At 52.5% G+C, this 15,008-nt stretch carries 16 protein-coding genes; 9 read left to right on the forward strand and 7 right to left on the reverse strand.

Annotated elements, in window-relative coordinates; genetic code table 11:
- Positions 1–178: 178 nt before the first annotated feature.
- On the forward strand, positions 179–1,084 hold the full coding sequence (locus EDC52_RS11020) for a LysR family transcriptional regulator (protein ID WP_131865373.1): 906 nt from the start codon (positions 179–181) through the stop codon (positions 1,082–1,084).
- 27 nt (positions 1,085–1,111) lie between these two features.
- On the opposite strand, the gene EDC52_RS11025 is transcribed toward EDC52_RS11020, so the two are convergent.
- A complete protein-coding gene (locus EDC52_RS11025; RefSeq protein ID WP_230468025.1) occupies positions 1,112–2,002 on the reverse strand; it encodes an alpha/beta fold hydrolase in 891 nt (296 codons plus the stop codon).
- A 161-nt stretch (positions 2,003–2,163) separates the two neighbouring features.
- On the opposite strand from EDC52_RS11025, the gene EDC52_RS11030 reads away from it, so the two are divergent.
- A complete protein-coding gene (locus tag EDC52_RS11030) occupies positions 2,164–2,748 on the forward strand; it encodes a CGNR zinc finger domain-containing protein (protein ID WP_131865375.1) in 585 nt (194 codons plus the stop codon).
- A 6-nt stretch (positions 2,749–2,754) separates the two neighbouring features.
- Here EDC52_RS11030 and EDC52_RS11035 read toward each other — a convergent pair whose 3' ends face one another.
- Complete coding sequence (locus EDC52_RS11035) at positions 2,755–2,982, reverse strand: hypothetical protein (protein ID WP_131865376.1); 228 nt, start codon at positions 2,980–2,982, stop codon at positions 2,755–2,757.
- Between the two features lie 350 nt (positions 2,983–3,332).
- Here EDC52_RS11035 and EDC52_RS11040 point away from each other — a divergent pair, with 350 nt between their 5' ends.
- The 3 genes from EDC52_RS11040 (at position 3,333) to EDC52_RS11050 (ending at position 5,741) form a co-directional block, all read left to right on the forward strand.
- On the forward strand, positions 3,333–3,851 hold the full coding sequence (locus EDC52_RS11040) for a hypothetical protein (RefSeq protein WP_131865377.1): 519 nt from the start codon (positions 3,333–3,335) through the stop codon (positions 3,849–3,851).
- Positions 3,835–4,008, forward strand: a complete 174-nt coding sequence (locus tag EDC52_RS11045; protein ID WP_131865378.1) for a DUF2382 domain-containing protein — start codon at positions 3,835–3,837, stop codon at positions 4,006–4,008. Before EDC52_RS11040 ends, EDC52_RS11045 begins: the two co-directional genes overlap by 17 nt.
- Positions 4,009–4,706: 698 nt before the next feature.
- Positions 4,707–5,741 carry a hypothetical protein gene (locus EDC52_RS11050; protein ID WP_131865379.1) on the forward strand — a complete coding sequence of 345 codons (1,035 nt, stop codon included), beginning with the start codon at positions 4,707–4,709 and terminating at the stop codon, positions 5,739–5,741.
- A gap of 105 nt (positions 5,742–5,846) precedes the next feature.
- Here the strand turns inward: EDC52_RS11050 and EDC52_RS11055 are convergent, their stop codons facing one another.
- Complete coding sequence (locus EDC52_RS11055; RefSeq protein WP_131865380.1) at positions 5,847–6,047, reverse strand: Csu type fimbrial protein; 201 nt, start codon at positions 6,045–6,047, stop codon at positions 5,847–5,849.
- 55 nt (positions 6,048–6,102) lie between these two features.
- Positions 6,103–6,981 carry an AraC family transcriptional regulator gene (locus tag EDC52_RS11060; protein WP_131865381.1) on the reverse strand — a complete coding sequence of 293 codons (879 nt, stop codon included), beginning with the start codon at positions 6,979–6,981 and terminating at the stop codon, positions 6,103–6,105.
- 158 nt (positions 6,982–7,139) lie between these two features.
- On the opposite strand from EDC52_RS11060, the gene EDC52_RS11065 reads away from it, so the two are divergent.
- The 4 genes from EDC52_RS11065 (at position 7,140) to EDC52_RS11080 (ending at position 11,378) form a co-directional block, all read left to right on the forward strand.
- Entirely contained in the window at positions 7,140–7,895 is a 756-nt protein-coding gene (locus EDC52_RS11065; protein WP_131865382.1) for an SDR family NAD(P)-dependent oxidoreductase, read from the forward strand.
- Between the two features lie 200 nt (positions 7,896–8,095).
- On the forward strand, positions 8,096–9,370 hold the full coding sequence (locus tag EDC52_RS11070; protein WP_131865383.1) for a nucleoside permease: 1,275 nt from the start codon (positions 8,096–8,098) through the stop codon (positions 9,368–9,370).
- A gap of 12 nt (positions 9,371–9,382) precedes the next feature.
- Entirely contained in the window at positions 9,383–10,411 is a 1,029-nt protein-coding gene (locus EDC52_RS11075; RefSeq protein ID WP_131865384.1) for an ADP-ribosylglycohydrolase family protein, read from the forward strand.
- Entirely contained in the window at positions 10,398–11,378 is a 981-nt protein-coding gene (locus EDC52_RS11080) for a PfkB family carbohydrate kinase (RefSeq protein ID WP_131865510.1), read from the forward strand. Before EDC52_RS11075 ends, EDC52_RS11080 begins: the two co-directional genes overlap by 14 nt.
- Here the strand turns inward: EDC52_RS11080 and EDC52_RS11085 are convergent.
- The 3 genes from EDC52_RS11085 to uxuA form a co-directional block, all read right to left on the reverse strand.
- On the reverse strand, positions 11,365–12,108 hold the full coding sequence (locus EDC52_RS11085) for a GntR family transcriptional regulator (protein WP_131865385.1): 744 nt from the start codon (positions 12,106–12,108) through the stop codon (positions 11,365–11,367). The genes EDC52_RS11080 and EDC52_RS11085 overlap by 14 nt on opposite strands.
- 107 nt (positions 12,109–12,215) lie before the next feature.
- The gene (locus EDC52_RS11090) at positions 12,216–13,550 is read right to left on the reverse strand and encodes a gluconate:H+ symporter (protein WP_131865386.1); all 1,335 of its coding nucleotides are present in this window, start codon (positions 13,548–13,550) and stop codon (positions 12,216–12,218) included.
- Between the two features lie 57 nt (positions 13,551–13,607).
- Positions 13,608–14,675, reverse strand: a complete 1,068-nt coding sequence (uxuA, locus tag EDC52_RS11095; protein ID WP_131865387.1) for a mannonate dehydratase — start codon at positions 14,673–14,675, stop codon at positions 13,608–13,610.
- Positions 14,676–15,008: the final 333 nt, after the last annotated feature.

Consider the following 15,008-nt stretch of genomic DNA (forward strand, 5'->3'; position numbering starts at 1 on the left):
GCTAACAATGGGCAAATAGGTGCAGTGTGGCCTGTGGCGCAAAGTCTGTTGTAAGGCCGCAGGCGGATGGCCGGAATACCGTTATTATGGGCGTTAAAAGCCAAGTGCATTGTTCCTCCTTAGCAACAATGGTTATATTAATCACTACTTATTCCATTTAACCAAACTGTTCATGCCTATGGATCGATTCAAGGAAATGCAGATCTTCGTGCGCATCGCCGATCGCAGCAGCTTTTCCCTGGCGTGTGAAGACCTGCAGATCCCGCGGGCAACGGCGACTAACCTTATCAAGCGGCTGGAGCAACGCATCGGCGTGAAACTGCTTGAACGCACCACCCGCCAAGTCCGTCTGACCCACGAAGGCGAAGCCTATTATCACCGCTGTGTTCGTTTATTGGCTGATCTTGAGGAAACGGAAAGTGCGTTTAAAAATGCGTCGCCCAAGGGATTATTGCGCGTGAATCTGCAGGGTACGCTGGCCAAGTATTTTATCGTGCCGGGCCTGGGCGAATTTTTGAACCAGTATCCGGATATCACCCTGCATGTCGGGGAGGACGATCGACTTGTCGATCTGGTCAGAGAAGGAGTGGACTGTGTGTTGCGTGCCGGCGTGTTGCAGGACTCGTCATTGATTGGCCGGCAAATTGCCCTGCTGGAACAGGTCACCGTGGCAAGCCCATCCTACCTGCAACGATACGGGCTACCAACCAGCCTGGATTGTCTTGAAAATCACTTCGCGGTGGATTACATCTCCAGTTCTACCGGGCGACCGACCAGCCTGGATTTTATGGTTGGCGAGGAGCGGGTAGAGCAGCGGCTAAAGGCAAAGATTTCGGTAACCGGTGCCGACTTATATACCGGGGCGGCGATGTCAGGATTGGGGTTGGTACAGGTACCCCGCTATCGGATCGCCCGTGAAATCGCCGATGGCCAGCTTAAGGTGGTGCTGCCCAACCAGCCGCCGCCGCCGATGCCAATTTCGGTGGTGTATCCGAACAACCGGCAGCTTTCGGCCCGGGTCAGGGTGTTTACCCACTGGCTAAGTGGGCGTTTTGTGACGGTGGATAGCGGACGGCTAAAGTGAAGCATCAGCTGGACTGCCGGCGTCAGGTTATTTAACGCTACGGTCCAGAAACGCGCGAATGACCGGGATGATTTCTCTGCCATGGGTTTCAAGCGCAAAGTGGCCGGTATCGTAAAAACGGATATCCGCTTTTGGCATGTCGCGTTTCCAGGCTTCAGCACCGGCCGGCAGGAAGAACGGATCATTTTTGCCCCATACGGCGAGCAGCGGCGGCTGGTACTGACGGAAATACTGTTGAAACTCTGGATACATCGCTACGTTGGAGGCGTAGTCCAGCACCAGATCCAGCTGGATATCAGCATTGCCGGGACGTGAGACTTGGCGGCCCTCGAGCGTATATCCGTCTGGGGAGACCAGGCTCTGGTCAGCCACGCCTTCAAGATACTGCCATTTTACCGATTCAGGCGTTGGGAAATCCCGCAGCGCATCGCGATTTTCCTGGGTCGGTTCGCGCCAATACTTCTGGATGGGCGCCCAACCTGCGCCCAGGCCTTCCTCATAGGCATTGCCATTCTGAGAAATAATGGCGGTTACGCGTTCTGGATGGGCAACGGCCATACGCCAGCCTACCGGAGCGCCGTAATCATGGACCATCAGCGCGTATTTATCGAGTTTGAGCTGCTCAGTGAACTGGCCCATGGTCTTGGCAAGCTGGCTGAAGGTATAGGAATAGTTGCCCCGTGCCGGGGATTCGGTAAAGCCAAATGCGGGCAGATCAGGCGCAATGACGTGATAGCGGTCTGCCAGTGCCGGTATCACATCACGGTACATAAATGAGGACGCTGCAAATCCGTGCATCAACAAAACGGTCGGAGCCTGGGGATCGCCGGCCTCACGATAGAACACTTTTACATCGCCGACCTGCTCATAATGAAAATGGACTTGAGTCAAACGTGACTGTTCATCGGCATTGGCCATCTGTATGCCGCCAGCGATTAACGCTCCGGCCAGGCCTGCATTGGCGATTAATTTTTTGGACGTCATAATAATTTTCCTTTGTAACCGTTTAAATGTCTATTTGAAGGTTACAGGTTTTTAATGTAACCTGTCAATAAATATTTAACGGGTTACAATTGCTCATGACTTTAACGACTAAAACTCCGGCAGAGGCGCTGTTCATTGCCGACAATGTGGCGCTTGATTTCATCAACACTGAGCACCAGGAGGCGGACAGCCTGGTGGATTGCTTAACCGATGACTCAAGTGTAGTTGCATGGCTGAAGCAGGCAGGTCAGCTACCTCAGGACTTTAACCAGGTGCCGGAAGGATTATTTGACCAGGCCCAGGCGTTTCGCAACGAAGCAAAACAGGTGGTGTTGGCCGCTATGCATGGCGCCAGGCCGGAACTTTCTGCGCTTAACCGCGTGCTGGAATCGGGACGGCCGGTGAGGGAAATCGAATGGAATGGCGGAAATGGGAAATTCAATATCGTCAGGCGTTTACGCAGCAACACACCGATGTCGCTGCTCGAGCCGATTGCCGAATCGCTGGCCAAGCTGTTGATAAGCGATAAATTCGATTTGGTCAGGCAATGCGAAGCCCCCGACTGCATCTTGTTTTTTCATGACTTGACCAAATCACACCGCCGCCGCTGGTGCAGCATGTCAACCTGCGGCAACCGCATGAAAGTGGCGGCATTTCGCTCTCGTAAAAAACAGGATTAATATCTATTACCAGCAGACGCTCGACGCGGGTGCCGGCAACTTCATCGAAACCGTTGCCGCCAGCAGGTGATCTTCCCCTTTGGTCGGATGCAGCGATCGCTTGATAGCCTGGCGGCTCAGGCTGCGGAAGTTATCGCCGATCGTTGCTCGGGCTGCATGTTGTTTATCTATTTTCTGGGTTAGCGTGGCGCGAACAAAATGGTGATCATCAGTACAAGCAATAAATGAATTCATCCCACAGGGTTTCGCCACAGGGTTCCGTCCAGCATAAAACCAGGTAGCAGCACTATAGGTAATTTTCCATCAGACATCGGGTTAATCCTACGGGCATGTATAAATGACAGTATCAGTATATTAAGCATAACAGGCTGACTGATTATGCTGAAATTCAGGCGAAGGTAGATATAATTCAGCGTGGCTAACTCATATTCGATCCTATGTCCAATCTGGAAATAGGCATAAAAAACGTAATAATCATATCTTGCTGATAGGTAACCAAGGAGTAATCCACCTTAAACCGTAAACCTTAAAACGAAGAGGATTCTCATAGGGCCCATGAAAAACTTGTTGCTGCCTTTAAGCAATTGCAATCGGCAGAAGTGGCGAAAAAGAAACTTCTCGCACAAGGTATTGCAGAAGATAATATCGATATTTTATCGGGTGAAAGACTACGGGTAAAGGATAAGGAAATTCGCCACCCTAGTTTCTGGCGTCGGTTATTTGGCGACGACATCGATGACGATTACGCCACTGAGTATAATCGCGCCATTAAAACCGGCGGTGTTTTATTGACTGTCCGTGTTGATAAAGATGATGCCGACAGGATTGAAGCCCTGCTGGATCAGCAATCTACCGATTATGCCACCTTCGATACATTCGACAAACGTGCCGCCGCTGATATTGCCGATGGCAACCACAGGCATGCTGCCGCTACTACGACTGCCGGCGCTACCCCGACCGGGACAACCGCTGCGGGAACTGTCACTGGCGCAACCGGCGGGGCAGGTGTTGTCACGGGTGGTGCAGGTGTTGTATCCGGTAACACACCTGGCGTAGTAGCCAAAGACGTATCATTGTACCATCAGCATGCCGGTGGTAAATAAAACCGCCCGTATCCGAGAGGAGGCCGGTATCCGCAGCGAAGTGACCGAGAGGGTTGAAACGGTGCGTGATACCGTGCGTCGCCAGGAGGTCGAAGTTGATAAGGACGGTGGTGCTCAACATACGTTCGACGATAAGACACCACCCTTTAAGAAATAATTCGCCAAGGCGCCCCCTGTCAGAATAAAGCTTAAGGGTGTCGTAGGGGGCACCATTGTTATTTTTCCGTTGCCAGGGTCACGACAAACAATAAGGATTCCGTAGATCGCAATGCAAAGCGCATAGGATACAGCCGTACCTCATATTTAATTCATGCTTTATTATAAAATTCAATATAGGCAACTTTGCTGTAGTAATTTATAAGGAAATGAGCATGTGCTTAGCAGATTATGCCTATTTTTTGCCTGTCAACCCTCTCTGGCGCCTAGTCGCCATCTGATCGTCTCCGATACTCATTGAAAATTAATAACATATTTTTGCACGAATAATCGGCACACTGCTGCGCAGCCTTTTTGATCCTGGCGTGTCATCTAGCGTGAATTAGTGGGGAATGGCCACCGGAAACTATTTAATGAATGCTTTAAAACTGCTGTGCCAGACACATAAAGGACTGATCCTTAACACGGTATCTCTCTTTTATAGGCCAACTCAGCATGCCGATGAAAATAACGTAAAGATTTGTTGGTGCAAATGCGATTGTATGACTAACCTTACTTTAGCTAATCTGATATGTGGCTAAACATAAATTACGTTTTAAGAAAGTGTAGAAGGGTGAGATTTAGCAGGTAGGGTTTACATAAACAATCCGGCTTCAGTTTCGAAGCAGAGTAATGGCTAACAATAATGGAGATGTCATTATGATAGAAAAAACAACAACCGTGGCTGACAATCATAATGAAAGATGGGTTGCGCCGGTAGCGGGTGTGCCGCTAAAACGTATTTCATGGAGTGCAGTATTTGCCGGCGTAATAATTTCTATGGTTATTTATTTATTGCTGGCAATATTAGGCACTGCTATCGGCGCCAGCACCATCGACCCGCTTAAGGAAGGCAACCCATTCGAGAATCTGGGCACCGGTGCCGCCATCTGGACCGGGGCCAGCATGTTGATTGCCATCGCAGCAGGTGCCTATGCCAGTGGACGTCTGGCCCAGCGCGAAGGGGCCCTGCATGGGCTGCTGATGTTTGGCGTCAATACCTTGATTTGTACCTGGTTTATTGTCGTCATCGCTAACAGCGCTGTGAGCGGCGCAGCCAGCGTGGCGGGTACCGGTATTCAAGCGTTAGGCAACGGCATTGGCGCTGCGGCACCCTCGGTGTCACAAATGGTCAAGGACAAGTTGGCTGAAAACAATATCAATCTGGATAACCTGCAGAATGAGCTTGAAACCACTTTACGCCAAACCGGCAAGCCAGAACTGCAGCCCGAAAATCTGCAGAATAAAGCCGAAGGTGAAGTGAATAATGCACAGAACCAGGCAGACCAGGCCGCCACCAATCCACAGGCAAATCCTCAGGCAGCTGATACCGAAGTGGCCGGGTTTATTAACGGCTTAATCCAGCGCAATGAAAGTACTTTCCAGGCAGCCGATCGTGACGCGCTCAAGAACATCATCAAGGCGCGTACCGGGAAAAGCGATCAGGAAGCGGAACAAATCGTTAATAACGCAGAAAAAAGCTACCAGCAGGCACGTCAGAAATTTGAAGAGCTGAAACAGCAGGCAGAACAGCAAGCCCGTGAGGCAGGCGAAAAAGCGGCTGCAGCCACGGCTAAAGCCAGCTGGTTTGCCTTCGTTATGCTGATTGTTGAAGCCATACTGGCGGGCGTAATGGGCATGGTAGGTCGTCGGACCCAGCCCACCACGGTGGTTGTAGATCAACGCACCGTCTAACGCTGGTTAAGCTGTAACTGGGGGAGATAATCATTATCTCCCCTTTTTTATTCCGTCAAAAGGGTCGGCCTGGCGCGGCCAAGAAAAATCCTGTCGGCATCTTAATTATCCTGATAGACGCCCACCGGCGGCGTATCCTGAGGCAGCAGGATCTTCGCCACTAGGTTGAAGGATCGGGGCAGCGCTGCCGAAACGTAAGTCATTGGCCACTGTGGTGATACAGTCATTAGTCACGGTGAGCGTCACGGTCAGCGGTACCACTACCGTGCCTGATTGCGCATTGGCCGCCAGGCACACATTCGCCACAGCCGCCAAGCCGGTACAGATAGCGTAGAATCGCTTATCGCGCCTGCGGCCGCGATCAGGCGCTCACCTTTGCCATACGGACATCGCGCCCAGGAGGAGCCGCAAACATGCGGGCATATTCACGGGTAAACTGCGATACGCTGGCATAGCCGACAGCATAAGCTGCCTGCGCGATACCCACGCCGTCCGTCAACATCAGCCGCCGGGCATTAATCAGGCGCAGTTGCTTCTGGAACTGCAGGGGGGAGAGCGTAGTGATCGCCCGGAAATGCTGGTGGAACACCGACACACTCATGCCGGCCGCGTCGGCAAGCTCCTCCACTCTGATGGAGCGCATAAACTCTTTACGCAGAATGGCCACCGCCCGGCTGACCCGCTCAGTATGACTGTCCACCGCGCCAAGGGCGCGGATAGCCGTCCCATGCACACTGCGGAGCAGCCAGTAATGCATTTCCCGCAGTAATCCTTCGCCCAGGATCTTCAGAGCCGCTGGTTGCTCGAACAGTCTTGCTAGCCGATAAGCGACATCCATCACGTCTGCATCCATCGGCTCAATACACACGCTGGCAGAGTACTGCGGCCCTGCTGGCGCAGCGCCCTGCAGCTCACGCAAAATCGCAACATCAAATTCCATTACCAATGAATAATAAGGCGCGCTAATGCTGGCCTGGGTTATCTGGCTGACCGTCGGTACGTCGGCGGCGATCACCATGGTCTCTCCAGGGCCATATTCGAAACTGTCCAGGCGAGTAGTGACGCGTTTGCGTCCCTGCAGCAGCATGGCGATAAGCGGCCTGGAAACCGCTGCCTGCAGTTCCCCCGGATGCAGGGAGCGGACGATGGTTAAGCCAGGCACACCGGTGGCGGCAACGCCGTCATGGTCGGCATGAGTATCGGCATAACGCCGGCAGAGATCGAGCAGAGTGTCGCGCATGGCATCCTTTCAGGCAAGTCTTGTGGGCATAGTATGCCTTAACTGACCCTGCCATTGGCCATGGAAATAGAAACAGGCAAAAAATAGCCAGAATTGGGCAATGCAGCAGGTATTGATGGCCGTAAGGTAGTGGGACCACCAAACAGCAAGGACCTATCATGAGTCAACTATCACTCGTTACCGGAGCCAATCGCGGTCTCGGCCGTAACACCGCCCTGTCAATCGCCAAACGCGGGGGCGATGTCATCGTCGCCTACCGAGGAAATGCAGAGCAGGCTGAACAGGTGGTCACTGAAATCCGTGCCCTGGGCCGCAAGGCGGTCGCGCTTCAGCTCGATATGGCGCAGACCGCGAGCTTTGCCACATTCGCCGCAAACCTGCGCGTACAGCTGTCAGAGGGTTGGCAACGCGATACGTTCGATCATTTAGTCAACAACGCCGGTCACGGCGAGTTTGCGATGATTGCACAGACCACCGAAGCCCAGTTCGACGGCTTGTTCGATGTGCATGTCAAGGGCGTGTTTTTCCTGGTGCAGACGCTGGCCCCGCTGCTGGCTGCTGGCGGGCGCATCATCAATTTCTCCTCCGGCCTGACCCGGGTGTCCTACCCTGGTTTTTCTGCCTACTCAGCGGCAAAGGCGGCGGTAGAAATGCTCACCGTCTATATGGCCCGTGAGCTGGGTCCGCGCGGTATAACGGTGAATACCGTAGCGCCGGGGGCGATTGAAACCGATTTCGGCGGCGGGCTGGTGCGAGACAACGCCGATGTCAACGCCCAGTTCGCCGCCATGACGGCATTGGGTCGTGTCGGTGTGCCCGACGATATCGGCCCGATGGTGGCCAGCTTACTGGCTGATGACAATCGTTGGGTTACAGCCCAGCGTATTGAAGTCTCAGGTGGCCAGACCATCTGATGCCAGAGGGCGTTACTCAAAAGCAAAGGGCGCCACTATAAGGTGGCGTCTTTTCTATTATGGCCACAAGCTAATCCCGTTCTGATATCACCTTCAAGTCCAAATTTTGCGACTGAAGTCAAATATTGGCATAAAGGTATTATAAAGGTATTATTTTTTGATGTTAGCCTGTGTTTCCAACATCAGGGAGTCATCGCTAAATGAAATCAAAAATTCCGAAATTGTCCTGCATGATGTTTCTTGAATGGTTTATCTGGGGGGCATGGTTTGTACCGCTTTGGGCGTTTCTCTCCCAGAATGGGTTTACGCCGGTTGAGATTGCCTGGTGTTATGCCTGTACCTCGATAGCGGCCATTCTCTCACCGATACTGGTTGGCTCTCTCGCCGATCGTTTTTTCCAGGCTCAAAAGGTCTTGTCGTTATTGATGATTGCGGGTGCTGGGCTGATGTTTTTTGCCGCGCAACAACGGCACTTCAGTTCATTCTTCCCCCTGCTATTGATGTATGCATTGACCTATATGCCGACAATCGCGCTGACCAATAGCATTGCATTTTCGCACGTAGGAGATGTCGAACGTGACTATCCGCGTATCCGCGTTATGGGAACGCTAGGTTGGATAGCATCAGGTATTGCCTGCGGTTTCCTGCCGTCGGTACTAGGCTTTGGCGATATCTCCGCCAGTAACGTCCCCCTACTGATTACCGCGGCCAGTTCACTGCTGCTGGGAATATTTGCCTTGACCCTGCCCGCTACCGAGCCGAAAAGTACCGGTAAATTCAGCCTGCGTGTCGCACTGGGTCTTGATGCGCTGCATCTTTTGAAGGACCGCAGTTTCTTGGTGTTCTTTGTTTGCTCATTTATGTTCAGTATGCCACTGGCCTTCTATTACATTTTTGCCGAAGGCTATCTGACCGAGGTCGGTCTGCCGCATGCAATGGGTTGGATGACGCTCGGCCAGGTATCAGAAGTTTTCTTCCTGTTAGCCCTGCCTTTCTTCATCAAACGGTTTGGTATTGGCAAGGTATTGTTGCTGGGACTGGTGACGGCTGCATTGCGTTATGTGTTCTTTATCTTCGGATCAGACGACAACCTATTGACTCTGGGTCTGCTGTTTATGGGCATTTTGCTCCACGGCGTCAGCTATGACTTTTACTTTGTGACCGCGTATATCTACGTCGACAAGAAAGCGCCGATTGCCATGCGTAATGCCGCCCAAGGCTTGATTACGCTGGCCTGTCAGGGGATTGGTAGTCTACTTGGCTACCGTCTGGGCGGTTACCTGATGCAGGAGATGTTTGCCTATAACCCACCGCAGCATGGGCTGACGTTTAACTGGTCCGGGATGTGGTTATTCGGCAGCGTGATGATAGGACTGATTACACTTGTTTTTATCGCGTTATTCCGTGACGGCAAAAAACGCAGTGACCAGCTGGCGGCATTTGAAGCACCGGCCGCTGCTGACCGACAACATTAAGAGAGTGAAAAAATGAAGATTGACCAGCGGGAAAAACGAATTTTAGGCGCTTTCTATGGCCAGGCCCTGGGCGATGCCATGGGCATGCCGTCAGAGCTATGGCCACGCAGTCGGGTTAAGCAGCATTTTGGCTGGATCGATCGGTTTTTGCCGGGACCCGCTGAAAATAATGCCGCCTGCTATTTTAGCCGCGCAACATTTACTGACGATACGTCAATGGCGCTGGCGCTGGCAGATGCCATCCTGGCCCATGACGGGGAAATCGTCGCTGAAACCATAGGCGCCAATATCTTACGCTGGGCTGAAGGATTCGATGCCTTCAGCAAAAATGTGCTGGGGCCAACCTCTAAAATTGCGCTTAATGCGCTCAAACAGGGAACGCCGGTCGCAGACCTTGAGAATAATGGCATGACCAATGGAGCGGCAATGCGCATCGCCCCGCTGGGTTGCCTATTGCCGGCGCGCGATCTGGACGGATTTATTCAGGCGGTCGCCCTGGCATCCAGTCCGACGCATAAGTCTGATGTCGCCATTGCAGGTGCCACGGTGATTGCGTGGGCGGTGTCGCGGGCGATCGAGGGTACAGCCTGGGCCACGATCCGTGATGAACTTCCGGCCGTAGCCCGCGCGGCGCAGGAAAAACGCGTCACGACCTTCAGTGCCGCGATGTGTTCGCGTATCGAGCTGGCCCTGTCGGTGGTTGAGCAGGGGCGTGGCGTAGAGTCAACCATGCAGGCGATCTATGACCTGGTGGGCACCGGAACGGCGACGATTGAATCGGTACCTGCGGCGATTGCGATGGTTGAACTGTCGGCTACCGATCCAAACCGTTGTGCCATCCTTTGCGCCAATCTGGGGGGCGATACTGATACTATCGGTGCGATGGCCGTCGCGATATGTGGTGCCTTGCATGGCGTCGATGCCATCGATCCAGCGCTGAAGGCAGAACTGGATAAGGCCAATGGCATGGATTTCAGCCATTACAGCGTGCCATTCATGCACTATCGCCAGCAGCGAGAGGCAGCCTATGCTGACGCCTGATGCGCTCCAGAGTCTAGCCAATCGCGTACCGGTGATGGTCATTGGCGCCGCCGTCGTGGATGTGATCGCTGATGCATACACCCTGCCGCATCGGGGCAGCGATGTGGAACTGCACCAGCAGGGAGTGAATGTCGGCGGCTGCGCCCTGAATGTCGCTATCGCGCTGCATCGCCTTGGCATCAACAGCGTCAACGCCTTGCCGATGGGGCAGGGCGTCTGGGCGAGCATCGTGCGTGATAAGCTCAACGAGTATGGGATAATCAGCGTCACTGAGACCACTAAAGGAGATAACGGCTGGTGCCTGGCGCTGGTAGAGCCTGATGGCGAGCGCACCTTTTTATCGGTAAGTGGGGTCGAGAATCTGTGGGACGCTCAGATGCTGACGGCTATATCGCCCCCGGCAGACAGCTGGATTTATCTCTCTGGCTATCAACTGACCAGTCGAAGCGGGGACGTCCTGGTTTGCTGGCTGGAGCAATTGGACCTGCCTTATCGCTTGCTGCTGGATTTTGGTCCGCGTTTGGCAGACCTCAGTGACGACATGTTTGCCCGGGTGATGGCGCTAAAACCCTTGGTAACGGTCAATCGTGAGGAGGCCGCACTGCTGTGGCGGGAAAGGTTGGGGCAAACCACCTCGTATGACTCCACCCAGCTGCTGCAACAGTGGCGTGCGCGATTTGCGTGCCCATTAGTGGTAAGGCTTGATCGCGAAGGGGCGGGGTTTTGTGATGAGCTTCATATGGCGTGGATCAACGCTTTGCCGACCACGGTCGTCGATACCATTGGCGCCGGGGACAGCCATGCCGGTGGCATGCTGGCGGGCTTGGCGTCAGGCTGGTCACTTGGCCAGTCAGTGGCGCTTGGTAATGCGGTGGCCTCTTATGTCGTCTCCCATCGCGGGGGGGATTGTGCTCCCGATGGCGCTGAACTGAGGGATTTCTGGCAAAAACGCCTTACTCAGCAATAAAGACGTACATATCGCTGCGGCAGTAACTGATACTGTATTCCAGCGGGTTTCCCTGTGCGGTGAGCGCGAGCTGCTTAATCACCAGTACCGGTATATCATCCGGCAGGGAAATGTGTTTCTGCAGAGCGCTATCCGGCATGCGTGCACTGACGCGGCTCTGGGAGATAACCGGTGTGATTTGATGCAAGCGGAAATAGTCATACAGTGAGATACCGATGTCATTGACATCAACAATGAACGACGCAGGTACCCACGATTCTTCAACCGACACCGCCAACTGATCAACGTAGCGGATACGCTGAAGGTGATAGACATCGCTTCCCGGTTCAAGATCCAGTTTTAGTGCAATCCCCTGGTCACAGTGGACCAGCTGTTTATCAATCCAGACGGTATCGGGTTTCTTCCCGGTCAATACCGCTTGCTGAGACAGTCCTTTGGGTTCTTTAAGCGAATACTCGAACTGACTGCAGATCTGGGTGCCGTACCCACGCGAGCGGGTTACCGCGCCTTGCATTTCCAATGCCGTCATCGCTTTGCGTACCGTTATGCGGGAAATACCTAGCGCGTGACTGAACTCCCTTTCCCCCGGCAAGATCTCCTCGTGAGTGAGCAATCCCTCCCTGACCGCTTCTTTTATAACGCTGACAAAGCGTTTGTAAAGCGGCGTGCGGCTGCCATCGGATAGGCTCTGCTCGAGGCGTTTCAACAGGCTGGCGTGATTATTTGACATAGGGGTAAAGGATTATCCAATGCAAAGCAATGACCGCTATAATACTGGATTTTAGCGGTCATTGGCTGAACTTATTCGGCTATCTTCGCAGTTTGGCGGGGAGAAAATCAGGCAATGAACAGGCTAAGCAGCAGCACCATCAGCAAGCCGACGACCGAGTTAATCAATTCCAGCAAACCCCAGGTTTTAAAGGTGTCCTTCATTGAAATGCCGAAGGTCTCTTTGAACAGCAAGAATCCACCGTCATACATTAAGGTAATGGTATTACTGCCGCAGGCAACAGCCAGGCACATCAGCGCCGGATTAAGATGAAATGCGCTCACCATCGGGGCGACAATTCCGGCTGAGGTGATAGCCGCGACAGCGCCTTGCCCAGTCAATATGCGAATAATCGCCGTAATAATCCACGCCACGATAAACGGCGATAATGGAACATCACTCATAATATCGACGATATGCCCGCCGACGCCTGAGACGATAATGACTTGCTTCAGGATCCCGCCGGCGCTGATAACAAACAGGACGTTGGCGATTTTGGCAATGGCATCGCTGACATTATGCGTAATGCCTTCAGGGGACAAGCCACGTTTGACGCCCAGGAACCAGATCGCGGCAAAGGTTGCCAGCAGCATGCTGATTTCTGCACTGCCGAGGAATGTGCAGATTTTTGTCAACTGGGATTCTGCGCCCATGATGCCTTTGATCAGGGATGCCACGATCATCAGCACCGCCGGAATAAGCGGGATCAACATGCTGATGCCAAAGGACGGCAGGTCGTGGGTCGCTTTCTCCTCTACCGGTTTGATTAATGAATTGAGCGGTATGGATTTGATGCCGGGCAGGAATTTTGGCAACAAAATACCCGCACAGAACAACGCCGGAATGATGACCAAAACACCAAACATATACACCTGGACAATATCGGCGTTAAAGGCGCTGATTAAGGCCACCGGCCCCGGCTGTGGCGGAAACAGGCTGTGTCCCATGGTCGCGCCGACCACGGTGGGCACCACCAGTTTCATATAAGGAATATCGGCTTTTTTGGCGATGTTTAATACCAGCGGCATCGCAATCAGGATTGCCACTTCATAGAACATGGCAATACCAAAAATAACGCCGATGAACATCAGTCCCACGGCCAGAAATCGGGTGCCGCAGCGCTCGATAACGGTATCTGCTATTTGCTGGCTGGCACCGGATTCGGTCATGAATTTGCCGATGATTGCGCCGAATATAATAATAAGAGCAAGATGCCCGAGGATGCTGCCCAGGCCCTCCTGGATAACAGCAACAATCTTATCGAGGGGAATACCTTCCATTACGGCGACAAATATACCGGCGATAAGCAATGCAAATATATTATGGAATTTATATTTGAGGTTCATTATCACTAAAAGCGCGATACCTACCAGAACCCAGAAAAGCGCCATAAACGGGGACATGTCAGTGCCTTGTTTTTTTTCCAAATAAAAAGCCGGCGATGCCGCCGGCCTGGAGGCTTAGCGTTGTTTTTCGAGTGCTTCCCAGAGCCCGAGAAGATAGTTAGCGCCTAAAGCTCGGTCATATAAACCATAGCCCGGCCGACCGGTTTCGCCCCAGATAAACCGTCCGTGATCGGGACGGATATAGCCATCAAAGCCATTGTCATGCAGGGCTTTCATCACCTTAAACATGTCCAGCGAACCGTAGGGCGACAGGTGGGCGGACTCATAAAAATCTTTGTCTTTTATGATCTTGATATTACGGACATGGGCAAAGTGGATGCGCTTGCGTCGGGTGAATTCAGCCAGGATGTCATAAACGTCATTAGCAGGCTCCTCGGCGATAGAGCCGGTGCACAGCGTAATGCCGTTAGCTTCAGAATCGACCGCATTGCAAAGCCAGTCCAGATCGTCACGGTTCTTGATGATGCGCGGCAGGCCAAAGATAGAATAGGGCGGATCATCCGGGTGAATGGCCATTTTAATGCCAACCTCTTCGCACACCGGAATCACTGCTTTAAGGAAATAAACCAGGTTTTCACGCAGTTTTTCGTCATCGACATCTTTATATTTGGCGAATAATTCCTGCACTTTCGCCAGGCGCTCAGGCTCCCAGCCGGGCAGGGCGAAGCCGTTGGAATTTTCCAGTACTTCTTTAACCACTTCATCAAGACTTTTATCGATATCCTTTTTCTCAAAGGCCATGGTCAGGGAACCATCTGGCAGGACATAATTCATGTCTGTTTTCATCCAGTCGAACACCGGCATGAAATTATAACAAATGACTTTAATGCTAATTTCAGCGAGGTGGCGGATGGTCTGCTTATAGTTCTCGATGTACTGGTCTCGGCTGGCAACGCCAAGTTTGATGTCATCATGGATGTTGACGCTTTCGATGACTTCCATTTTCAAACCTGCCCCGTGAACCTGGTCAGCGAGGGCTTTGATTTTATCTTTTGGCCACACGTCGCCAACGGAAACGTCATACAGTGCGCCCACTACGCCTTCGACCCCCGGTACCTGGCGAATATGCTCAAGCGGAATTTTATCTTCTACTGGCCCAAACCAGCGCATTGTCATTTGCATGTTTATTCTTGCCTCATCATCAAAAGTGTCATCTACCATACTAGTATCGATAATAGAGGCTATCCAGACTTTTTTTTGGGAGGCATATCACATAATTGGCCTGAATTGGCTACGCAGGTTAAAGCACGCTTTGCGCGTGGCCTTAGGGTTATACACACAAATAAAAAGAATATTCACTTGTCCTGCATATTCTACTATCGTATTTTTTAACATTGCATTAACATAAACAGGCGACGTATCTTACTATGCATGCAGGGATTCCATGCCACTTCAAACGCTGGGAGCTCTGTATTTGGCTACTGCCTGATATAAACAGCCTGTGATTCCAACAGA

The sequence above is a fragment of the Biostraticola tofi genome (genome assembly GCF_004343195.1).
Lineage (GTDB): Bacteria > Pseudomonadota > Gammaproteobacteria > Enterobacterales > Enterobacteriaceae > Biostraticola > Biostraticola tofi.